The 23,364-nt window shown below is 42.1% G+C and carries 23 protein-coding genes; 7 read left to right on the top strand and 16 right to left on the bottom strand.

The window, feature by feature from the left end:
• Positions 1 to 103 precede the first annotated feature (103 nt).
• Positions 104 to 280, top strand: coding sequence for a PA3496 family putative envelope integrity protein (locus CXF80_RS20315; protein WP_164839435.1), 177 nt, complete (start codon positions 104 to 106; stop codon positions 278 to 280).
• 108 nt (positions 281 to 388) lie between these two features.
• Here the strand turns inward: CXF80_RS20315 and CXF80_RS16335 are convergent, their stop codons facing one another.
• Positions 389 to 1,366, bottom strand: coding sequence for a PDC sensor domain-containing protein (locus CXF80_RS16335; protein WP_101033989.1), 978 nt, complete (start codon positions 1,364 to 1,366; stop codon positions 389 to 391).
• 235 nt (positions 1,367 to 1,601) lie between these two features.
• Between CXF80_RS16335 and CXF80_RS16330 the strand changes: the two genes are divergently transcribed.
• Entirely contained in the window at positions 1,602 to 2,954 is a 1,353-nt protein-coding gene (locus tag CXF80_RS16330) for a flavohemoglobin expression-modulating QEGLA motif protein (protein ID WP_101033988.1), read from the top strand.
• 136 nt (positions 2,955 to 3,090) lie between these two features.
• Here CXF80_RS16330 and CXF80_RS16325 read toward each other — a convergent pair whose 3' ends face one another.
• The 13 genes from CXF80_RS16325 to metB all read right to left on the bottom strand — a co-directional run bounded on the left by CXF80_RS16325 (position 3,091) and on the right by metB (position 15,864).
• Complete coding sequence (locus CXF80_RS16325; RefSeq protein ID WP_101033987.1) at positions 3,091 to 3,489, bottom strand: hypothetical protein; 399 nt, start codon at positions 3,487 to 3,489, stop codon at positions 3,091 to 3,093.
• Between the two features lie 120 nt (positions 3,490 to 3,609).
• A complete protein-coding gene (locus CXF80_RS16320; protein ID WP_101033986.1) occupies positions 3,610 to 4,974 on the bottom strand; it encodes an alanine/glycine:cation symporter family protein in 1,365 nt (454 codons plus the stop codon).
• A gap of 202 nt (positions 4,975 to 5,176) precedes the next feature.
• The gene (locus CXF80_RS20545; RefSeq protein WP_232772133.1) at positions 5,177 to 5,386 is read right to left on the bottom strand and encodes a hypothetical protein; all 210 of its coding nucleotides are present in this window, start codon (positions 5,384 to 5,386) and stop codon (positions 5,177 to 5,179) included.
• A 77-nt stretch (positions 5,387 to 5,463) separates the two neighbouring features.
• On the bottom strand, positions 5,464 to 5,709 hold the full coding sequence (locus tag CXF80_RS20540) for a hypothetical protein (protein WP_232772132.1): 246 nt from the start codon (positions 5,707 to 5,709) through the stop codon (positions 5,464 to 5,466).
• A 221-nt stretch (positions 5,710 to 5,930) separates the two neighbouring features.
• On the bottom strand, positions 5,931 to 6,296 hold the full coding sequence (locus CXF80_RS16310; RefSeq protein ID WP_101033985.1) for a cupin domain-containing protein: 366 nt from the start codon (positions 6,294 to 6,296) through the stop codon (positions 5,931 to 5,933).
• Between the two features lie 19 nt (positions 6,297 to 6,315).
• Positions 6,316 to 6,588: a cysteine-rich CWC family protein gene (locus CXF80_RS16305; protein WP_101034798.1), complete on the bottom strand. Its 273-nt coding sequence runs from the start codon at positions 6,586 to 6,588 to the stop codon at positions 6,316 to 6,318.
• Between the two features lie 252 nt (positions 6,589 to 6,840).
• On the bottom strand, positions 6,841 to 7,959 hold the full coding sequence (locus CXF80_RS16300; protein ID WP_101033984.1) for a c-type cytochrome: 1,119 nt from the start codon (positions 7,957 to 7,959) through the stop codon (positions 6,841 to 6,843).
• A gap of 10 nt (positions 7,960 to 7,969) precedes the next feature.
• Entirely contained in the window at positions 7,970 to 8,557 is a 588-nt protein-coding gene (locus CXF80_RS16295) for a c-type cytochrome (protein WP_164839541.1), read from the bottom strand.
• A gap of 214 nt (positions 8,558 to 8,771) precedes the next feature.
• A complete protein-coding gene (metF, locus tag CXF80_RS16290) occupies positions 8,772 to 9,656 on the bottom strand; it encodes a methylenetetrahydrofolate reductase (RefSeq protein ID WP_101033982.1) in 885 nt (294 codons plus the stop codon).
• A 469-nt stretch (positions 9,657 to 10,125) separates the two neighbouring features.
• On the bottom strand, positions 10,126 to 10,611 hold the full coding sequence (locus CXF80_RS16285; protein WP_101033981.1) for a VOC family protein: 486 nt from the start codon (positions 10,609 to 10,611) through the stop codon (positions 10,126 to 10,128).
• 389 nt (positions 10,612 to 11,000) lie between these two features.
• On the bottom strand, positions 11,001 to 11,600 hold the full coding sequence (locus tag CXF80_RS16280; protein WP_101033980.1) for a 3'-5' exonuclease: 600 nt from the start codon (positions 11,598 to 11,600) through the stop codon (positions 11,001 to 11,003).
• 538 nt (positions 11,601 to 12,138) lie between these two features.
• The gene (locus tag CXF80_RS16275; protein WP_101033979.1) at positions 12,139 to 14,532 is read right to left on the bottom strand and encodes a bifunctional aspartate kinase/homoserine dehydrogenase II; all 2,394 of its coding nucleotides are present in this window, start codon (positions 14,530 to 14,532) and stop codon (positions 12,139 to 12,141) included.
• A gap of 162 nt (positions 14,533 to 14,694) precedes the next feature.
• On the bottom strand, positions 14,695 to 15,864 hold the full coding sequence (gene metB / locus CXF80_RS16270; RefSeq protein ID WP_101033978.1) for a cystathionine gamma-synthase: 1,170 nt from the start codon (positions 15,862 to 15,864) through the stop codon (positions 14,695 to 14,697).
• A 209-nt stretch (positions 15,865 to 16,073) separates the two neighbouring features.
• Between metB and metJ the strand changes: the two genes are divergently transcribed.
• The 5 genes from metJ (at position 16,074) to CXF80_RS16245 (ending at position 21,171) form a co-directional block, all read left to right on the top strand.
• The gene (gene metJ, locus CXF80_RS16265) at positions 16,074 to 16,388 is read left to right on the top strand and encodes a met regulon transcriptional regulator MetJ (protein ID WP_101033977.1); all 315 of its coding nucleotides are present in this window, start codon (positions 16,074 to 16,076) and stop codon (positions 16,386 to 16,388) included.
• Positions 16,389 to 16,463: 75 nt separating this feature from the next.
• Positions 16,464 to 17,210 (top strand): sulfite exporter TauE/SafE family protein, encoded by a 747-nt coding sequence (locus CXF80_RS16260; RefSeq protein ID WP_101033976.1) that lies wholly within the window; start codon positions 16,464 to 16,466, stop codon positions 17,208 to 17,210.
• A gap of 317 nt (positions 17,211 to 17,527) precedes the next feature.
• Positions 17,528 to 17,857, top strand: a complete 330-nt coding sequence (locus CXF80_RS16255; RefSeq protein ID WP_101033975.1) for a c-type cytochrome — start codon at positions 17,528 to 17,530, stop codon at positions 17,855 to 17,857.
• Positions 17,858 to 18,007: 150 nt separating this feature from the next.
• Entirely contained in the window at positions 18,008 to 19,720 is a 1,713-nt protein-coding gene (locus tag CXF80_RS16250; protein ID WP_101033974.1) for a DUF3373 domain-containing protein, read from the top strand.
• 56 nt (positions 19,721 to 19,776) lie between these two features.
• Complete coding sequence (locus tag CXF80_RS16245) at positions 19,777 to 21,171, top strand: tetrathionate reductase family octaheme c-type cytochrome (RefSeq protein ID WP_101033973.1); 1,395 nt, start codon at positions 19,777 to 19,779, stop codon at positions 21,169 to 21,171.
• A gap of 74 nt (positions 21,172 to 21,245) precedes the next feature.
• On the opposite strand, the gene CXF80_RS16240 is transcribed toward CXF80_RS16245, so the two are convergent.
• Together CXF80_RS16240 and CXF80_RS16235 are read right to left on the bottom strand one after the other, a co-directional pair.
• Complete coding sequence (locus CXF80_RS16240) at positions 21,246 to 22,226, bottom strand: pseudouridine synthase (protein ID WP_101033972.1); 981 nt, start codon at positions 22,224 to 22,226, stop codon at positions 21,246 to 21,248.
• A 114-nt stretch (positions 22,227 to 22,340) separates the two neighbouring features.
• Positions 22,341 to 22,919 (bottom strand): LON peptidase substrate-binding domain-containing protein, encoded by a 579-nt coding sequence (locus CXF80_RS16235; protein WP_101033971.1) that lies wholly within the window; start codon positions 22,917 to 22,919, stop codon positions 22,341 to 22,343.
• Between the last annotated feature and the right edge of the window lie 445 nt (positions 22,920 to 23,364).

Below are 23,364 nucleotides of genomic sequence, written 5' to 3'. Positions count from 1 at the left end.
GTCCAATTGAGGAAAAATATTTTACTTCCCTATTTACGTTTTTTTAGTTAGAAAATGCTCATTGAATTAATACCACGCTTTTATTCAACCTGAGGTTTTTGTTATGGCTAATCTTACTGAAAGAGTGCCTGATGACACAGAGATGGACGCGATGACAACGCCTAGAAACGTTAAATCCGCTGAAGCATTACAACATAAACGCCAAGTAAAACGAAGATTAGAAGATTTCCTCGAACAAGCTCAATTACGTAAAGCAATTGGCGATGACGACTTCTTCTAAAAAATAGGGATAAACGCTCGTATCGTTTATCCCTGTCTATTTAAATGAGTAACTAAGTCAGTGAGTAACTATGTCAGTGAGTGCCAATCTTAATGCACTCGTAAGACCTTATTCATTATTAGCCTGTATCCTGCGCGTATGTTTACCAACTTGTGTTTGCGTGAGCAACAACTCAGCTTTTGCGCCTAAATACACATATATACCCAAGCCCACCAATAATCCCACCACCGCCAACATCATTAAAATTGCCGGCTCAATATATTGTTTCTCTCCCAGAGACGCTTTAAACATGGTCAATAAGGCTTCAATTGAAATCGCAATCAGAATGGTTGAAATAAATCGAGTAATCGTTCTTCGGGTGGAGCTGTGGCGGAAGATATCTTTATGCATCAGCACCTCTTCTTCTAAAATGGTTTTACCCAAATCAAAAATCGCTAATGCCAACGTAAGAAAAATGATAATACCAAAAGGCTCTAGCGGGTCATGAGTTGCAGATATTTGACTAAATAACGTGTAAATATCACGGATCACTGTCCACATGAGTACACTAACCAATACAAAAAGGCACAGTACAATCGCAGTATAAATACTTTTAAAAAAGGGCGACATTTTGCGCCTAGCGCTGTCACCCATCATAAACTCGATCAATCGTGTTAAGTTAACATCAATAACCACAATAACCACTTGCCCAGAGGTCGATTTAATCATTTGCGATGCCGACAAACACAATCCCGCACCGGAATTAGATAAATAGGGCCGGGTAATATGGACTGTGTCGATGGCAGCTAATTGAGTAAAATAAGGTCGCTGACTTCGATCAGCATGATGACCGCAGGTCATTAACTTAACTTGCTGATTAATGACGCTGATATTAGGACACATTTGTATCCCTTTTTTATCAAGTAAATAGATAAGATCCACGAAGGGATAGCTTATTGCCATATCTTCAAAAATTTTAGCCGATATAGGTTGTTCGAATAAATTAATATCTCCCACACCGATCAAAATAGACTCTAATAATTCGTGTACCAAATGTTCATATTCATGATAACGCTCAATCACACTTAAATAGCTCATCGCTGCCATAAATATTCCTTTTAATTATGATTACTTTAGACAAAGCAGTTTTAATGCCATAAATAATAATTCATTATTTTCAGGCACTTAAAAAAACCATCAGCGAGAAAAGGCAAAATACAGTGATAAATTGCACTAAAACAGTGCTGAATATGCTGTCTTTTATCATTGCCGTTTTGTGATCAACATCTGCTAATATGGGTGCTAATACTGCTTACAACCTTATCTAGATTAGGAAAAGACAATGTCTGACTCTTTATTGCGTTATCAACAAGATATTCGTCGTTTTTCTGATGAATTGATTCGCATCCAAGCACCCATTAAAATTTTAGACTCGATAAAATGGCCAAGACAAATTGAAGATGATTTTTTAGCGAAACAAAGTAAAACGTTGCCCAATGTCAGCAATGATTTCTATCAGTCTATTCCTCTGGCATTTAATGCAGATCAAACCCAAACCGACCTGCAAGGCTTAAAAAGTGCCGTTGAGCGTGGTTTAGGTAAACGCGATAAATTAGCTAAAATTCTACTGGCAAACATTGATCAATATCGGATCGTGATAGACATGCTCCACAATCGTGGAAACCCCATGTTTGGTAAACTTAGCCAAGAGCTATACGGCAGTGCGAGCCACAAGTTACATGGCGATCGTCACACTTTACGCCAACTTGGCGATCGCTTAAGCCATATCTTTTCGTTGCCAGCAGCGCGCCACATGAGTAGCCGTCATCCTAAGATTGTTACCGCCCCAGAAGCGGTAAATGTATTGAGCGAACGCTTAGTAAAGTATTTTCACGACGACGAGATTCACGTTCAATTGAGTGATGGTATTGTGTCTGATGCGTCGGTGGGTGGCGATACCGTAAAGCTGAACACTCGCGCCATGTTTAGTGAGTCGGATCTTAATGTATATGAGGTACATGAAGGCTGGGTTCATGTGGGCACCACACTTAACGGTCGCGCTCAACCCCATGCAACTTGGCTCAGTGTCGGCTCGCCACGTGTGACAGCGTCGCAAGAAGGTTTAGCAGTATTAATGGAGATGCTAACGCTTAGCTCAAATCCTGGACGTGCTCGGCGTATCAGTGACCGCGTATCCGCCGTCGACATGGCTGAACAAGGAGCTGACTTTATTGAGGTCTATCGCTACTTTAGAAACCTTAATCTAAGCTCAAAAGACAGCTATCGGGTTACTCAACGGGTGTTTCGTGGTGGCATGGTCAGCGGCGGTAGTTTTTTCACCAAAGATATTTCTTATGTGCGCGGTTATGTTGAAAACATTAACTTTATTCGAAGTGCGATTAGCACCGGATTACCTGAGTTAATCCCAATGCTATTTTTAGGTAAACTCGCCATCGAAGATATTCCGGTACTGTATCAGGCCTACCAAGAAGGCATTATTGCTCAACCGAAATATTTACCGCGTATGTTTGCAGATATTAGTGGCCTTTATGCTTGGTTTGGTTTTTCCTCGGGTATTGGCAACATCGATTTAAAAGGGGTCCAGCGTCATTTTGCCCGCCAATTCAAAAATGTTACGCCAACCTCCGCGGTCGACTTATTTGAAGATTCAGAGTTTGACAACAACTTCGAATAAACCACACTGGAAATCTAACAGGCTAAATGTGACATAGTCGCACTTAGCCTATTAAACAAAGAGCAGCAAGACACCTTAGTAAAGGTTGAACTAACGCCTATTGCATGGCTGTAATAAACGTTAAAAACTCATCGAGCTAAAAACCACGGTCGATGACATACGCCTCGCCGTTACACTCTAAATAAACAGCACAAGATGGGTAATTAACTTTGCCGCATTGCTTCAACACAATGGCATTACCGCCTCGTTGGGTCACTTGTAATTTGAGTGACTTAATCATTGAAGACGTACTTGGGAGATCATCTAACTTCTCAGGATTCGATGAAATTTCACAATATGAAGTGGTCACATCGCCAAGAAACTGCGCTTTGAACCTGGATATTCCTGTAGAGGTATAGGTATCAACCCCTGCTATCGTAGCGTTGCCTAAAGCAAGTGTACCCGCATTGGTTCGCAGTGACAGGTTAGAGCAACCCGACACTAGCACCGCGATCAACATTGCAGCACTTGATACCGTAAAAACAATCTGCCTCATAAAAATCCTTTTTAAAAAGCATACTCATCAATGTGCTGATGAACATGCTCATAGTCACTATTGTTAAACTAGATTAACGAACTAGATAGCGCAGCTATTTTGCCGAACTATTTTCAACATCTAGGCTTTGGCTTTTAATCCACGTTGCTTAATAAAATACTCACGGGTTAAGCCAAACACGACCGGGCTTAATAACACTAGCGCAATTAAGTTGGGGATCGCCATCATCGCATTCAATGTATCGGCTAGTAGCCAAATAAACTCTAATGAGCTGACGGCGCCTAAAGGCACAACTAAGGTCCAAAGAAGACGAAATGGTTTTATCGCTTTATCACCTAAAAGGTACTGAACACACTTTTCGCTGTAAAAACTCCACCCTAGAATAGTGGTAAAAGCAAACACAGCCAATGCGATTGCCACAATGTAATTACCCATGGGCAATGCATGAGAAAAAGCAAGTGAAGTCAATGCCGCGCCGTTTTCACCAGAGGTCCACGCACCAGAGACTATAATTGCTAAACCGGTAATTGAACACACAATAAGCGTGTCAATAAAGGTGCCTAACATCGCCACTAAGCCTTGCTTTACTGGGTTATTGGTTTGTGCAGCGGCATGAGCAATTGGCGCACTACCCAAGCCTGCCTCATTTGAAAACACGCCTCGAGCCACACCAAAACGGATCGCAGCCCACACAGCCGCCCCCGCAAAACCACCTTGAGCCGCGACTGGATTAAACGCACTGTGTATAATTAATAAAAATGCCGCCGGTACTTGATCAGCATTCACAATCAATACCGCTAAACCCGCGGTGATATAAAACACTGTCATCAAGGGCACCAGCTTACCGGCCACTTCAGCAATGCGCTTAATACCGCCCATTAACACCGCACCAACCAGCACCATCAACACCACGCCTGTGACCCAATTAGGTACGCCAAAGTTGCTGCTCATGGCATCGGCAACAGAGTTAGCTTGTACGGTATTACCAATACCAAAACCAGCAATAGATCCAAAAATGGCAAATGCAGTACCTAACCAAGCCCACTTACTGCCTAAGCCATTTTTGATGTAGTACATCGGACCGCCAACGTGGTTACCATTAGCGTCTGTCTCACGAAATTTCACCGCCAGTACCGCTTCCGAAAACTTGGTCGCCATCCCGACAAGCGCTGTACACCACATCCAAAATAATGCCCCTGGACCACCAATAAAAATGGCCGTGGCCACACCGGCAATATTACCGGTTCCGATGGTCGCAGATAAAGACGTCATTAACGCGTTAAACGGGCTAACATCCCCTTTTTCAGTTTCATCAGTGACCTGACGACCCGACCATAATAATTTAAAGCCTCGGTTTAGCTTCAAAATAGGCATAAACTTTAGCCCAATCGACAAAAACAACCCGACGCCTAAAATCATAACCAGCATGGGAACACCCCATACGATACTATTAATCATACTGACAAATTGTGTAACTGCTTCCATGTAAAAACCTCTTATTGAGTAACGACTTATGTCGAAAGTTGTCATTATTATTGTTTTTTAAACGGCTCAATTGCGTTGGAATATAATAACCTTTAGATGACCCCTATATTAGTTAACCATAGCAACTGTGCATGCACAGGTAGTAATCATCGTTAACTTAACAACGCTGTAGCGACATCTGGCTATGATCAACATAAATAGTTTATTGTTCTAGAACGACGTTTAACGTATCCAGACCTTGCTTTACATCAGCACTTATCAAGGTGTCAACGTCGACAAATAAAAACATTACCTTTGTTGAATAAGCACAATGACCACTAAGACCCCAATTAACTTTTGTTTGATTAGTGTTAACGGCTTCGGTGGTCATATAAGCAGGTTTAGTCGCTTCAAAGGGTGAAAAAACCGTCATTCAAAGTCGATACGTTTACCTTTATCTATGGCGATAATTTGTTGCTCGCCCAAACCTACATTGGGATTTTCACTTGCCTAGGCTGATACAAAAACCACTGTCGCATCGGTACCAAGATAGCTTTTCACCATATCGAGATCCTTTTGCGCCCACTTGCTAACGTTATCTTGGTTTTTTAGATAGTTAACATAATCAAAAACCTCAGCAATCGGCCTATCTATGGTAAGAGTGCGGGTAACTAAATAATCTTTTTGAATAAATAGCGCGATAACAAAAGGTATCGCAATAATAGCCGCGGCGATAACGAGCGTTTTTCTCAGCATTAATATCCACTGGTGTACATAAGATATAGGTCAGTCTTTAAGGCTTCGCCAAAAACTAATAATCTCAGTATACCGACTAACAGCAGGCTAACAACAAAAATTAACACCGATTTAACAGTACTATATCATTAAACAAGCCGCTTAAGTTCCTGCAACGAGTAATACTAAAAGTGCGATTGTATTGGCTAAGAAGCGTCTTAAATGATCCGCGCCAGCCACCACTATATCCACTGATCATTTAACCCAGTAAGATCGCTTTCAACCTCGCCCGTATTGACCACACCTTGAGGTTCAATAATCATGATTTTACATTCATCATTCGCCATAGGTTTATGCTCAACACCTTTGGGAACAACCACCATCTCACCTGCCTGAAGCGTAATATCCTTGTCACGAAAAGCAATATGCAAGGTCCCCTCAATCACTATAAATACTTCGTCAGTATCAAGATGTTTATGCCAAACAAACTCACCCGCCACCTTGACTAATTTAAATTGATAATCATTCAATTGTGCAATAACACGTGGCGACCAATGTTGGCTAAACTGGTTAAACTTATCGTTGAAGTTGATGACTTTTGCTTGCATAGCGGCTTCCCCTAATGAGTTATGATTCTGGTTCTGGCGATGGCAAGTAAGTTTCGACGGGATCGATATTGAATTGTTGCACCAGCTTAGCCATACATGACTGACAAATACATTGGTTATCCGCTAAAGTAGGCAAAGTGGATGTTGCTTTATACTGCGCAATGACAGATGGCACATGCTGCGCTTGCTTAGCACACCAACAAGCATTGATGTCTAATCCTTGCTCCATCGCACAGCCATTGGTTTGCTGGCATAATGGACAAGTCTGCGCTGTGGGTATTAGTAATGTCATCGCCCTGCCTATGATGGTGAGAATAAATGAGTAGGTAGAGTGACTATAATGACATTTAGCATCATTATGCTCAATAAGCGCTATGGGTATGACATTAGAGTAAATAAATTGAATACCTACAAAAATACCCACCAAGCGTTAACTCAATGGGCATCATTTACAGCGATTCATTGTTTGTAAATCAAAGTTTATATAAATCAAAGCTTATATAAATTAAAGCCTATATAGCTCAAAGCTTACGAACAACTAATATCAAGGTGTAAGACTCTTTTTAAGCGGAAAAACAGGATACGACTCAGTCCCCAAAACAGGCTTACCTGCAACGGATTGACCGTAAAACCCTTGATGCTTATGGTAAGTAGCTTGCGTTTTGCTCACATCGCCGTCAAAACGAGGATCTTGTGGCCGATCAAACGAATTAACATAGGCGGCTACATCCCAAGCTTGCTGAACAGTGAGTTGCACACTTTTACCCAAAGGCATATTTTCATAAATAAAATCAGCCGCGGTATTGACCCTATGCATGCCGGCCCCCCAATTAAAACTTTGAGGGCCCCATAATGGTGGTAATACTGCAACACCTGCAATTATTTGTCCTTGGCCATCGCCACCATGACATGCTTGGCAATGTGCTTGATATACTGCCACGCCGCGTTCTGGAGAATAAACTAATTCTGGTTGAGGTGCTTTAGGAAAACCACGCCCAGGTAGCTGGCTTAACGCTTTGATATCTAGATGTTTAGTGATGGAGGCTGGCATAGGAAAATCATCCCGCTTAGCGCCTTTAACCAGCTCAGCATCAGACAATTCAGGCACAGGGCCACTGAGGTTATATTGTTGCATTAATCCACTCATACCGAGCCAGTACGAATAAGCAGATATTGCCACTAATTCGGGCGAACCAGATGCTGGCGCTTTACCATTCATCGAGTAAGTAAAACAGCCTTGAATACGTTCTTGAAAACTGTTTACCTTATCATTTTTCTTACGATAAGCAGGATACGCAAAATAGGCCGCCCATAATGGCGATGAATTAGCTTGTTGCCCTGCATTCATATGACAATTAACACAATTAAGTTGATTGCCAACGTACTTATCGCGCAGCTGCTGAGTATTAACAAACAATTGGTAACCCAGTCGAACTTTGTCACCAAAATCACCTACAGGAATATCAGTTAATGGCGCAGGTTGCAGATAGATATCAGCCGATTTTTTGTCTACCGATGGCAAGGCAGTTTGACGATCGGGCAATGTGGTTGTGGCCTCAGTAGCTTTTACTGTCAGCTTGGGCGCAGGATCGGTTGACAGTTCATTGGCCTGTAAAGGCACACTAAACAGGACACCAACGGTCATTAGCAATAATAATTTCATAGCCATGTCCTTATTTTAAATTGGCAAAATATTGAGATAAACCATCAATTTCGGCTGCGGTTAATTTCAAGGCAATATTGCCCATCATATTGTCTACATCGCCACTGCGAGTGCCATCTTGCCAGGCTAATAGTTGGGTTTTAAGGTAACTGGCTTGCTGACCGGCTAAGCGAGGGAATTGCCCGCCACCCACTCCCGATGGACCATGACAACTGGTACAAGCCGGAATAGTCCGCGACCAATCACCTTGAAAGGCGATTGCTTCAAAAGGATCGCTAATGGCCACCTTATCACCACGAAATTGCAGCTGGATCTCATCCACTGGCTGGTGACTAAAATAATCTGCTACCACGGCGATATTGTCGCCCTGCACCGTCGCAGCCATGGCTAACATGATCGGATTTTGACGTTTATTTGCGTGGAATAACTTCAGTTGATTGCTAATATATTCAGCCGACAACCCCGCTAAACGAGGGCCGATAATATCGATGCCTTGACCTTGAGCGCCATGGCAGGATGCACACAACTGCGCGACTGCCGGAATAGCTTGTTGTGGGGAAGATGTTTCTGCGGCTTGAGCTTGCATAACATTAACCATCGTTATGCCAGCCAACACACTGAGCACGTAAAAGGATGTTTTCATCATCACACCTCTTTAGTCATTAATTATTGTCATACCACCATAGGCCAAAAAAATTGAAAAAAGAATACGGCAAACGTCTAATATTTAAACAAAAAACCGTTAATATTAAACAAAAAAACCGCTAATGAGACCATTAACGGGGGGTAATTTGAGTAAACGCTACACTCTGTTACTTCGGACGCACACCCAAGGTATGGCAAATAGCATAAGTTAACTCAGCGCGGTTTAGGGTGTAAAAATGAAAATCTTTAACCCCTTCACGAGACAACACTTTCACCATATCAATCGCAACATTAGCCCCGACAAGCTGACGCGTTGCAGCATCGTCATCGAGGCCTTCAAACTGGCGGTGTAACCAATGCGGAATGGCCACGTTAGTCATATCAGCAAAACGCTTGGTCTGCTTAAAGTTAGTCACAGGTAATATCCCCGGGATAATCTCCACATCAATGCCAGCCGTGACGCAGCGATCGCGAAAACGCAAATAAGATTCAACATCGAAGAAAAACTGGGTAATCGCACGGTTGGCGCCAGCATCAATTTTCTTTTTTAAGTGGATTAAATCAGCTTGAGCATTACGCGCATCGGGATGCACTTCTGGATAAGCAGCAACCGAAATATCAAAGTCTGCAACAGAGCGTAATAAGCGCACTAAATCATTAGCAAAACGCGTTGGTTTTGGACTGCCATCAGGTAAGTCCCCCCGCAAGGCAACAATATCTTTAATGCCAGATTTCCAATAATGTTTCGCCAATTCAACTAACTCTTCATCACTGGCATCAACCAACGTTAAATGCGGCGCGGCAACTAAGTTGGTTTCTTTCTGGATACGTTCAATCACGCTATGAGTTCGGTCGCGGACGCCTGAATTGGCACCATAAGTTACTGACACAAATTTAGGGTTTAACGGTTCTAAGCGACGAATAGAGTTCCACAAGATCTCTTCCATCGCTGGCGTTGAAGGCGGAAAAAACTCAAAAGACACATTAATATCATTTAGCTCAGACAAGCTCTGGTTTAACGATTGGGCATGTTGTGCATGATGAAAAGCCATAATGTGTTCCTTCAACTTCTGTAAAACTTCGGAGTCTATACCAATCAGCAAACTTACATTATTTAGCCGTTTGGACGTCTGTATGTCCATATACTAGTTTAACTGTATTCTAAGTCAAGCTAAAAAACCATCAATGCGGTCAATTTAAGTCTACGCCTAAATTGCAGGCAATACAGATAGCGCTAACTAAGTGGGTTACGCAGACATCGGTGTGTGTCGGTAAGTCTTTATGACACCATGAAGAACTACCATGGGACTAACACCATGGGACTAATACTAAGGAAGTTTCGTATGCGATTGATGAGAAGCTAAGCATTACCTTGATCAAGCTTTACCACTTGTTTGATGGGTTAACATGAACTGAGTTTGTAAGTTGACAATGAACCAACGCAGCCGAGAAAATTTATCGTCAGGCATAAAAAAGCCACCCTTTAGGTAGCTTTTAAGCAGTGCGGATAACCTTAAGAAATTACTCGTAATCAGTGGAGTAAGTTTCTTCATAGGTGTGCGAGTAAAGTTCAAACAAGTTGCCAAACGGGTCTTCTAAGTACACCATTTGGGTTAGATTGTTGTCGTCTTCTGGGTGGTAGCGCGTGATATCCATACGTGCTTTACCGCCATATTGCACAGTACGTGCAATTGCACCTTCAAAGTCATCTGTTTGCAAACAAAAGTGGAAGATACCAATACGGGTGAAATCAACTTCATGACGTTCTTGACGATCTTTCATTTCAAACATCTCAACACCAATACCGTCAGTCGTGACTAAGTGTGCAATGTTAAAGCCTTTAAAGCCTTCACCAAAAACGGCCACACACATTCTGCCAATCGCAGTTTCACGTTCTTCTTGAACCTTAGTGTTACCCATTACCACTTTTAGACCCAGCGCTTTAGTGTAAAACTCAACCGCTTTATCCATGTCGCCAACCATCAAACCTACGTGATTCATTTTCATAACTTACTCCTAAAAAACTATTGATTAATTCGTCATTTGTTTCGATGGAGTAATCTTACGGCGAACGAGGCATAAATAAAAATTATCAAATATTATTAAATTAATAACTTTAATTTATGATTTTAATTTATGATTTTTTGGTTAGTTGAAAAAATAGAAGTTAATCAAGCAATGGCTCAGCCTGAGACAATTAGACAAGTCCAGCACAGCAATAAAGCTTGAGATCAATCAGGTAGAAATGCAGTAACGGGTTTTATAAATGGCTGGTAAGTGCAGAGGCAGTGCAGAGAATTTGATGAACCTAACTAATTGTCAGCAGGCATATTTACTTAGTCAAATAAGCTAATGCTGTCTATTGATTGGTGAGAGGATCATATGCTTTAGGGAGATTAATGGCTCTGTCTTTCTATTTCTAGTTCAATTTCTAGTTCTATTAATAGTGCTGTATGTGCATCATTTGCTGCGTATCTTTTCTGATGTTCGTGTAGAGGAAATATTGACCAATTTGATTGTTGTGCGCTCTTCGATAGCCGTTGATTAAAAAACATTGCAACTGCAACTCTAGCGCCAACGCGTTGTTTCACATGCGCAAAACGCATCACTTTTGAAGATAGTTCTTCTGTATTTACTAATTTAATTCCAAATTTTCTAAAAAGAATTTTTTTATCTTCTTTCAATCCAAAACCTACCTTCCTTATTGTTGGATCAGATAATATTTCTGCAATTGCAGTAAAATTTTCATAAAATTTTGTAGGAAATAAGAATACTTTAGATTTTGTGGCTAGCTGAATTAGATGAGGTCCATCACTTACCTCACCTTTTATAAAACAAGGTTTGCTCTCTGTATCAAACCCTAAACAAGAGTGTGATCTTAACTCCGCTATTGCACTTATCGAGTCTGCTTTGTTTGTGACAACGATTATATTCTCTAGACTAATACCTTCATAAATGGGTAAATCTCGAATTTTCTCCTTTGTTGGCCTTTCCATTGAGTATCCTTCTTTTCCACAGAGTGAGTATTCATCCATTGCGCTGTTTGCAAGGCATAAATCGCTTCTTGGATTTGCCCGATGCCACATCCAAATGATTAGGTAACGCTTTACTTAACCTAAGATGCTATAGGAATTCACTTTTTTAAGGTAGTTATTTTTTTGTACAATATTTATGCTAATTGCTTGTTCTGATTAGAGCTTTTAAGGCTGGTTTTGAGGTGTTTTATCTAAAGGTTGCAGGACTCAATAACATTGAGGCCGTTGAAGACTCTTTATAAAGGAATGCGTGAGCCTGACAGGCCTTTCTCGCACATCTGACCTATATGGATATTGGAAATGTCATTATGATGTCGGGAACATCATTGACCATGTGCTTCAAGGCATTCAGGCATCCTGCCTATCAGAAGCGTTAGCATTTTCACTCTTTGTAATAAGATAGGGCAAAGGGCCACAACGTTAGTGGCCGCAGGCCATCAAAGCTAAATCATAAAGAATGACAAAAAAAGACCATTAACAATGGTCTTCCTCAACAAACCTACTCTTGCAAAAGGTCTTTGCAAATATGCACCAAATCCGACTGTACCGCCGCGGCAGTCACCTCACGCCCAGCCCCTGGACCGCGGATAATCAAAGGGTTACCTTGATAAAATGCACTGCGAATAACAAACACATTATCACCTGGGGTTAAGTTAGCGTAAGGATGATTGCTATCAACCCATTGTAAGCCCACTTCCGCTTGTAGTTTGCCTTCGACCTTATCCAGTGAAGCCACATAACGCAGTACCTTGTTTTGCTCGGCAGCGGCTACATATTGTTGTAATAAATCATCATCTAACTCGCTGATACGAGACAAAAAATCCTCAAGTGACAACTCAGCTAATGCTTTAGGCACCAAAGAACTAAGACTAATGTAGTCTAACTCTACCGCCAAGCCTATTTCACGGGCTAAAATAAGCAGTTTCCGTTGCATGTCGCGGCCCGATAAGTCATCACGGGGATCCGGCTCGGTAATCCCTAAACTGCGAGCTTGAAGCACTAATTCAGAAAAGGGTTTAGTGCCGTCATAATTTTCAAACAACCAACACAAGGTGCCAGAAAAGATGCCACCAACGGCCTCAACAGTGTCGCCACTATTACGTAAGTCATTTAACGCATGCTGAATAGGTAAACCTGCACCACAACTGGCGTTATAACGCCAAAATAATCGACGATTACTTAATTGCTGCTTTAATTCACGATAAAATGGCAATGGCCCAGAACCGGCTAATTTATTGGCACTCACCACATGGATACCATGGGCAAACAGCTGTGGATATTGTAAGGTTAAGGCGGCACTAGCACTGATATCTAATGCAACAATTTCATCGCATGATAATAGTGCTAACTGCTCAAACAGTTTGTCATAATCCCATTCAATGCCTTGCTGTTGATAATCGAGTTGCCACCGTTCAAGGTTAATACCGTCATTGGAGATTAACGCTTTTTTCGAGCCCACTAGACCCACTAACTCAACAGAGGCTTCAAGTTCACTATTTAATGCTGGGCTAGCCCGTTTAAATAAATCAATCCACGCCTCACCGATATTACCCACCCCAAGCAATAACACCCCAATGCGCATTCTTGGACCGGCACAACGGCGATGTATTTTCTGGGTCAATAAACTCACTTGAGCTTGCGGCACTAAGGTCACTAAACTTAACGCATCTTGATAAATAGGTTTCGCATCACGACTCAGTAGTCGGGCAAAACTGCGTCTAAAGTGGTGCGCATCAGCACTGACTAACGCCACCAGGCCTAAATCAGTTTGGGTACTCAATTCTTCAATCGCAAATTCACTGCGGTACCGAGTAAGCAAAGATTGCACTTGTTTCTGGCTTTCAAGGGTAAGGGCGAGTTCAAACTTATGCTGTGCCAACGACCAATAAGCTAACGGCGTGATGCCTGCTTTATCTAAAATCGTCAGTAATGGTTCAATATTTGAGTTCATTTTAAAACTAAACAACAGCACTTCATTTAAGTTGGTGATTACCGGTGCGCTCGCTGATGAACTCAGTGGCGCAATTAAGGTAAAATCTGTGTGTGAGGCATAACTAGAGCGTACAGCTAAACTCACTGCAGTATTAAACAATGGCTGTAAGGTACGAGAATGCAATACTGGCGAACCTAATCGCGCTAAGCGATCCGCTTCCGCTAATGACATACTCTTTAGTAATTTTGCATCATTAATTTTGTTCGGGTCAGCATTAAATACCCCTTCAACATCAGTCCAAATTGTCACTCTTTCTATGTCGGCTAAACTGGCAATCAAGGTCGCACTAAAGTCTGAACCATTACGGCCTAATAATAAGGTATCACCCTGACGATTAGCACATATAAAACCGGTAATAACTAAACGTTGTTGTGGATGCTCTGCCAATAAGGCTTGAACTTTCTGACGCGACTGCGGCACTAAAATATTAGGTACAGCCCCTTCCTCAGCGACAAGAATAGAGCAAGCATCAACATGATTGGCTGCCACCCCCATTTCTCGTAACAAAGCCGCCATCAGGCGCGCGGACCAACGTTCACCAAAACTCACCACTTGATTAAATTGGTAATCATTGCGTTGCTCTAAGGATAACAGACTGACTAACTGAGATTGGTCAGAAGACAAACGTTCGCGCAAGTCTCGCGCTTGTTCATTGGATAATAATTGTTCAATTAACGTTTGTTGATAGCTAATCAGAATTTGTAGTTGCTCTTGCCACAATTGACTACTGTCACGCAGGCTGAGTAATTTGTATAAAAAGTTAGTCGTTTTTCCGGCGGCGGATACCACCACTAAATCATCACTTTGACCATGTGTAAGAAGAATATGTGCAACACGGCGATAGCAATCTGCATCCGCTAAACTTGAACCACCAAACTTGTGTAAATGACTTCGCGCCATTACTGACTCCTTAAACAACTACGACTTGTGTTGCGACTGCTAGACTTCTATTTTGAAATGAATAGTGTTGCAAGTGCATATTTTTACTATTTTACTTAATTTGGGCGAAACCACAGCTAACTTAAACTCGAATTAAGCTAATTTAAGCCAAATTAAGCCAAATTAAGCTGATTTAATCGCGTTAACAGCAGCTAAGCCAGCTTTAATGTCGGCCACAAGGTCCTCAGCATCTTCAATGCCAACCGATAATCTCAATAAAGTCTCTTTAATACCAGCCTCTTTCCTTGCTTGTGGGTCCATCGCTCTGTGGGTCATCGTGGCCGGAACAGCGACTAAGCTTTCCACTCCGCCTAAACTTTCCGCAATACTAAACAGGGATAATGCCTGTAAAAATGCCTCCACTTCAGCTTCACCACCGAACAACTCAAAACTTAACATCGCGCCAAAGCCTTGTTGTTGTTTTGCCGCAATGTCGTGACCAGGATGGTCTTTTAATCCCGGATAATACACCTTGGACACCACAGCACTGGCACTCAATAACGCAACAATTTTTTGCGCATTACGCTGATGCTCACGAATTCGCACCGCTAAAGTGCGCAAGCCACGCAAGGTTAAGTAACTGTCAAAAGCAGATCCCGTTAACCCTAACGTATTTGACCACCAATGCAATAATTCACCCATTTCAGCATCTTTAGCCACCACAGCGCCACCCACCACATCACTGTGACCATTAATGTATTTAGTGGTTGAGTGAATAACAATGTCAGCACCCAATAACAAGGGTTGTTGTAATATTGGCGATAAAAAGGTGTTATCTACCGCCACTAACGCACCGACATCATGGCAGGCTCGGCTAATAGCACTAATATCGACCACCCGCAGCAGTGGATTCGATGGCGTTTCTAACCAGACCATTTTCGGTTTTTGGGCAATGGCTTGGTTCAATGCTTGTGCATCAGTTTGATCAACAACCAACAACTTAAATTGACCTTTTTTAGCCAAATGCGTAAATAGGCGATAACTACCACCATAACAATCATGCGGCACCACTAATAAATCATCTGGACCAAGTAAGCTAGTCACTAAGGTAATGGCGGCCATGCCGGTGCAGGTCACTACGCCTGTTGCACCTTGCTCAAGTTTGGCCAGCGCGTCACCTAAAATACAGCGGGTCGGATTACCCGATCGGCTGTAATCAAACTCGCGCGGATTGTTGTGACCATCGAAGGAATAATTGGTTGATAAATAAATTGGGGGCACTATGGCGCCATGCTGTGTGTCTGTTTCAATACCCTGGCGAACGGCCAATGTGGCGCTTTGATGCTTAGTCATAATTGACTCCTAAAAATGTCACAAACACACAAAGAGATGTCTAGACGTCTAAATCTACCGAAGAGATCTTCATCCGTCAACAAAAATAGACGCTTAGACGTCTAAACATCAAGAAATCTATTTGCATCGAGATTAAATATTCGCAATAATTTGACTAGAGAGTGTAACGGTTTAAAATCTGCACCGTATTTATCGTTAAGGGTAAGTTAATGACTGAATGGAATGGCGAATATATCAGCCCATATGCCGAACACGGCAAAAAAAGTGAACAAGTAAAAAAGATAACAGTTTCTATACCTCTAAAAGTACTAAAAATACTGACAGATGAGCGTACCAGACGCCAGATAAACAATCTGCGTCATGCAACCAACAGTGAACTGCTGTGCGAAGCATTTTTGCATGCGTACACAGGTCAACCTTTGCCTTATGATATTGATTTATCAAAAGATCAACCTGACAGCATTCCAAGTGAAGCGAAAAAATTAATGGATGATATGGGGATCGAGTGGGAAGAGCTCGAATAATTCACTGGTTAGTGATTACCTCACAAACTGTTAAACTGCCCTTTTAAGAAGCAGTGATGTTTTTAACGAGAATTTATGATGCCATTTATCGATCCAACAACCTTGATACTGGCATCAGTTATCGTATTTTTTGGCGCACTAACCCAAAGCTTAATTGGTTTTGGGTTAGCCGTTGTTGCCAGCCCGCTGCTGTACATTGTTAATCCTCAATTAGTCCCAGTGCCTATTATTGTCATGGGTTTTGCTATCTCTGCCATGACACTTTTTCGAGAGCGCGGACACTTACAGTTTAATGGTCTGCAATATGCGCTATTAGGCCGTATTCCTGGGGGATTCTTAGGTGCTGGATTATTATTGTTTGCGCCCCAACCCATATTAGGCTTAATTATTGCGGCTATTGTGTTTATTGCCGTGATCCTGAGTACCTATCGCGTTACCGCACCAATAAATCGCAGCAGTTTATTTATCGCCGGGGTATTTTCGGGCATATTTGCTAATATCGCTGCCATTGGAGGTCCACCAATGGCTATATTGCTTGCAGGCAAAGATGCCAGTCAATTTCGCGCCGCATTATCAGCATTTTTCGTGTTTAGCTCATTAATTGCGCTAGCTATTCTAGCTGTTGTTGGCTTAGTAGAGCTCAAGCACTTATGGTTATCACTGTTGTTATTGCCTTCAGTGATTGCGGGCTACCTTGTCGCTGGCCGATTAATTGGCCGCATCGATAAAGACAAAACCCGTATGGCGACATTAATATTATGTAGCATTAGCGCAACAATATTGGTCATCATGTCGGTCAACACATTAATCTCTGCTAATTAATCTCTGCCTATTAACAGCCCCTTTTTTTTATCGCATACGATTCAGACATAAACAACAACACATTCTTATATGTGGCCGAACATCTATCATTACCTAGTACCATGTTACCTAACAAAATTTTATCCTCTGCACAATAGATCTGCATCACAGTTGTTCATTAGATTTTTTTCAATTAACTTTTTTTCAATTAGATTTTTCTCATGAATATGATCTACTTCAAATTAACAGTACCTACTTTTAGGTAACATTCTTTACAGCAAAGAAATAGACATAAGTTTGCAAACACACCAACCATAAAAAGCCTTATAGAGGATAAAATGATGAACACATACGTTAAACTTGGTATCGCAATCGCCATTGCATTATCACTCGGTAGCCAAGTAATGGCAGCCGATGGTGGTAACCCTAAAAAAGGCAAACACCTGTACAAAAAAGAATGTAAAGCGTGCCACAGTGTCAATAGTGAAGGCGTAGAACTCACTCCAATGACAAAAACCATGAGCCAGTGGGATCGATTTTTTACCCGTGACATGCACAAAGCTAAACCCGCCATTTTTGAAGCCTTATCAGAAAAAGACCTGAAAGACATTCAACAGTTTTTGTATGATCACGCAGCTGATTCAGACCAACCAGCAACCTGCGGTTAAATCATCAATGCTGAGCACCTTTTCGTCCTAAGCGAAAATATCAGCCAATAAACAAACCGAAAAAAATAGTGGGGCTTAGCCTCAGGGAAACTTACACCAAAAAATTGCCAAATTGAACTGACCATTTGGTAATTAACGGAGAGAAATACCATGAGAACTCTCATCTCAATATTAGTTGCCAACGCTCTTTTTATGAGTAGTGCAAGCCTAGCGGCAGACACTGATTCGCAAAAAATTGCCGACCTGAAACAACAACTTGCCAGCGTTACCGATGATCTTGACTACTTAAGCTCGCGGGTTGACAAAACCGAGCGTCATACGGCCTTAGATAGAGTCGCAATCACAGGTGATTTTAGAACCAAAGCACATTCATTACATTATCAAAATGTCACTTGGAACCCAGCCATGAATGTCAATTTTTCTGACTTTGGCGCTAAAGCCATGTCAGGAGTATTTGGCGATCCTAATAGTGCCACTTCACCATTAGGCCAAATGATGATGGCTAACCCTGATTTAGCCAGCGCGTTTCAAAGCGGTGCGCTAAATGGCGTTATGCCAATGCTGTTAGGTCAAAAAACTCAACAAGATATTGATAACGATATATTTTATACCACGCGGTTGCGCCTAAACATTAATGCTAAAGTATGGGATAACGTCAGCTTTGCCGGACGCTTGACCATGTTTAAGAGCTGGGGAGACTCTAGTGGGGTTAAAGTGTTTGACTCGTGGAACTCATTCACCATGGACGGCACCAGTAGCGGCAGCACCAGTGGTGATGAATTAAAAGTAGAACGCGCCTATTTTAACTGGAAAGACATTAACGGTAGCGGCACGTACCTTTCTATCGGACGTCGCCCCTCAACGTACGGCCCACCAAGTCATTATCGTGAAAATGAACTCAGAGGCGGCACGCCATCAGGTCACTTAGTCAATTTCAACTTCGATGGCCTAACCTTAGGTTACAATCTGGGTGATATCACCGGCATTGAGGGTCAAGTAGTACGCTTTTGCTATGGTCAAGGCTTTGAGTCGCAATACGGCAATGGCGAATTGTTTGGTGACATCATCACCAAAGACACTCACCTCGGTGGTTTTAATATCGACGTTATCAATGACGGTAACCACTTCTTGCAGTTCACTTTATTCGGCGCTAAAGATGTCAATGATGGCTTCACAGGCACCATGGCATTCCCAACTCAACTCGCGGGTATCTTTGCCCCAACCATGTATCAAGACATGCAAAAGTTTGACAACTTTAACTTCGTCACCCGAGTACAGCCTAGTGGTGTAATTGGAGATATATATTTAGGTGGATTAGGTTATGCCTATGAATCCGATGACGACATGAAAGTGTTTGCTTCACTCGGTTGGACTCGTGCAGAACCTAACGGTAATGCAGGTTTGTTCGGTGGCATGTTAAGCGATGCAGTATTTGAAGCAGAACTTAACAGCACGGGTACAGAAATTATTATGGTACCAAAAGAAACGGTTGATAGTGACACCAAAGATGGCTATGGCATTTATGTGGGTATGCAAATACCTGCACCATACGGTAAATTCGGCTTGGAATATAACTACGGTTCTAAATACTGGAGTCCCTTCACCCAAGCTCAAGATGACCCTATTGGCAGTAAGTTAGCCACCCGTGGTCATGTTGCCGAAGCCTATTATATCTTTGATATTAATCCAAAAATGTTTATCAAGTTAGCCGGTTTGTATTACGACTATGAATATACCGGAAGTGGCTCACCAGTAGGTTCACCTCTGAAAGTTGACGATGTGATTGCCGGTAACGCTTACTCCATGCTGCCAGTGGTCGACACCGCCTATGACGTTAATGCTTCACTAACGATTAACTTCTAACTTAAATCTCTAACTTGGCCCCCCTGAGCACAAGCTCAGGGGTAAGGATAAACATCATGAAACTATTATCAGCACTGGCTGTATTACTGTTATTAAGCAGTAGCGCGCAGGCTGCATTTGATCATAAAGAGGCATTGCAAGGGCCTTTTGCCAATGGCCCTGAAGTGACGACACAATGCTTAACATGCCATAAAGAACATGCTGAAGAGTTTATGAAGTCTTCACATTGGACTTGGGAATTGGAACAAGAATTACCTGGTCGCACCGTTAAGAGAGGAAAGAAAAACAGCATCAACAATTTTTGTGTGTCGATAGCGGGTAATGAACCGCGCTGCACCAGTTGTCATGCGGGTTATGGTTGGAAAGATTCTACATTCGACTTTAAAGACATGAGCAAAGTGGACTGCTTAGTCTGTCACGACACGACTGGCACTTACATAAAAGACCCTGTTGGTGCCGGCGAGGCCTTAGCAAGAGTCAATTTAGCCCGCGTAGCACAAAATGTGGGTGCACCAGTGCGCGATAATTGCGGCAGTTGCCACTTTTACGGCGGCGGCGGTGATGGTGTTAAACATGGCGATTTAGACTCCTCCATGTCTTACCCAGACAAAGCCACCGATGTGCACATGGACACCGATGGTAACGATTTCCAATGCCAAACTTGTCATGTCACCGAAAATCATCAAATTACCGGTAATGCGATGGGAGTATCGCCAGGTGGTGAAAATCATATTGGTTGTGAAAACTGCCATGATGCAGCTCCACATCAAAATAAAAGACTGAACACTCATACAGCAGCCGTGGCGTGTCAGACATGTCATATTCCATCATTTGCTAAAAATCTAACCACCAAAATGCGTTGGGATTGGTCAACCGCAGGTCAAGATATTCCTGTAACGACAGATCAATACGGCAAGCACACCTATATGAAAAAGAAAGGTAGCTTTATTTGGCAAAAAGACGTGAAACCACAATATGCTTGGTTTAATGGCTACGCCGATGCTTACATGCCTGGCGACAAAATGGACCCAGCTAAAGTGCTTAAATTAGCTTATCCATTAGGAGATATTAACGATCCTAAAGCCAAAATCTACCCATTTAAAGTGCATACAGGCAAACAAATTTATGACACTGAACTCAACATCTTACTGACGCCTAAAATTTACGGTGAAGGTGGCTACTGGAGTGAATTTGATTGGGACTTAGCCGCAAAACTGGGAATGGAAGCTAACCCAACCATGATAGAGAAAGGACTCAAGTACAGTGGTAATCATGGTTTTGTGGAAACCGTAATGTGGTGGCGTATCAACCACATGGTGTCACCAAAAGACAAGGCATTACAATGTAATGACTGTCATAACAAAGGCGAGCGTTTAGACTGGAAAGCCCTTGGTTATGATGGCGACCCAATGAAAAACCGCAAAGGTATTAAACACACTAAAGCAGACTAGAAATGCGATAAGCTGAAACAAAAAAACCGCCATCGACTTTTACGATGGCGGTTTTTTATTAGCTAAAAAATCAGCTAAAAATCCAATCCTTGGCACTCAAAGTCTTGTTCAATACCACTAATAGGATCGGTAAACCGTAACCGTTTCGCTAATAGTTGCAACGGCTTACCAAAATTATCAGGCCCTTTAGGCTGTAATATCGGATAAAAGCGGTCGTTTAAAATAGGCATACCTAAACTCTGCATATGCACTCGTAATTGGTGAGTTTTACCCGTGATTGGGCTTAATGTAAACAAGCCTAAATCGCCTTTTACCGTCACTAAACTGATTTCAGAATGGCTGTTAGCCTCACCTTCAACCACCTGCATGGTAAAGCTGGGGGTAGCCGCAACGATACGATTTTTAACGGTCCAATACATGGGCAAGGTGCAAGTATTATCGGCTAACTGTGCTAATAGCTGTGGAGTTAACTTGGCGATGGCCTGATAATCTTTGGTAATCTTGTTATCTAAAAACAACTGGTGATATGCATGCCGCGTTTGCGGATCCAGCGTCATTAACATCACCCCTGCCGTATCTTTATCTAGCCGGTGGGCGGGTGCTACTGTGTCAATTTGCGTGGCGATACGTAATCGATGCACCAAGCATTCGTTAACGTAATTACCGCCTGGGGTCACAGGTAAAAAATGCGGTTTATAGACAATAATAGTGTTGCTATCTTGATACAGCACTTGCTCAGCAAACGGCACTTTAGTTTCAGCCACCACTTCTCGATAGTAATACACTCTTTGGGTCGCTTGATAGGCAGTATTAATACCAATTAACCCACCATGCTGCCAATGTACTTTGCCTGCTTCGATCCTTTGTTGCCACACACTAGGATCAATTTGTTTAAAATGATCGATCAAAAAATCAATCACAGTGTGGTATTGCTTGCCCGCTAACTCATTAGTACGTGGCAACACAATATAGGATGGCTGAGCAGCAATGGCAGCGCTTGATGTTTGGCAAGAAGACAGAACGTGACCCGCGATATAATTTGATGAATTAGGCATAAATAACTTGGCTATATAAAGATAACGATAAAAGACAAAATGATAGTGTTATCTTATCAGGCCGAATCTAGATTGTATCTTAATTATCGCTAGGAAAATAACACAATATAAGCGTTATACATCCACATGCGACTTGAGTAATTGCAGCACAAAATCCATGGTCTTATGGCAATTAGGTTGTTCAACTAAAATCAACTTATCCCGGTTATACATAGGTAAAACCTCTAACCAACGTTGACTAACCCAAGTGGCATCTTCTAAATGTACTTGTGAGTACAACTCAAGCAAATCCGGATTCACTTGATAAAATTGTTCAAGTGCCGCGCTGATAATTTCAAACTCACCCGCGATGGGCTCATCGCACCAATTAGCGCAAGGTAGCGCACGAGCAATCCAGCAACCATCACGTTTTTTGGCGGCGGATAAGATTTTAAGACGTTGTGAACCTTCAATAACAATGCTTAACGAACTATCCTCCAACTGATTGAAGTCAATAATATTGCATTGGGTTGCCGCAATATAACAAGGCAGTTCGCTATTCACTTTCAATGGCGCAAATGCTAGGTCATAGTGGCCTTTTAATACATCTGCAACCATACATAAATCGCTAGGTGTCACGACTCGAATTTCAAGTCGCCCACCCGGCAACAGCACTGCATCTTGGATGAGTAATGCCACTTCTTTTGTTTGCATAACAGCCTCCAACACCATAGGTGACGATACTGAACCAAAGTCGAATCAATAAAATAAGTGTAGCAGTGGTTAATAATTCAACAACTTAAGCGGGTTAAATAATGCGAACTAACGACATCACCACTAAACTCGCTACGCTCTACTTCAATAGACCTTATTCAATACGACTGTATTTCAAAAAAGAACAAAAAACATCCAATATGCTAAGGCGCTATAAACGCTCGATACGATCCATTATGGTGCCAAAGGTAACAATATCTGGCTTTATTGCACATTGCAGCCAATAAACAATGCGGCTGTTAACACATGAATTCACCCCGCTATCAAGGCATAGAGCAAGCTTGATTTGAAAGACTCACTCCCAAGCTAATTTGTCGAGTCTACTCACCCCTTATTGCCGCGCTGAGGTTGGCTTAGGCTTTTCGCCATAACAGGGATGTATAAA

The organism is Shewanella sp. Actino-trap-3 (assembly GCF_002836275.1).
GTDB lineage: Bacteria > Pseudomonadota > Gammaproteobacteria > Enterobacterales > Shewanellaceae > Shewanella > Shewanella psychromarinicola.
The sequence above is the reverse complement of the archived record's forward strand: the minus strand, read 5'-3'. Positions and strand labels throughout refer to the sequence as shown.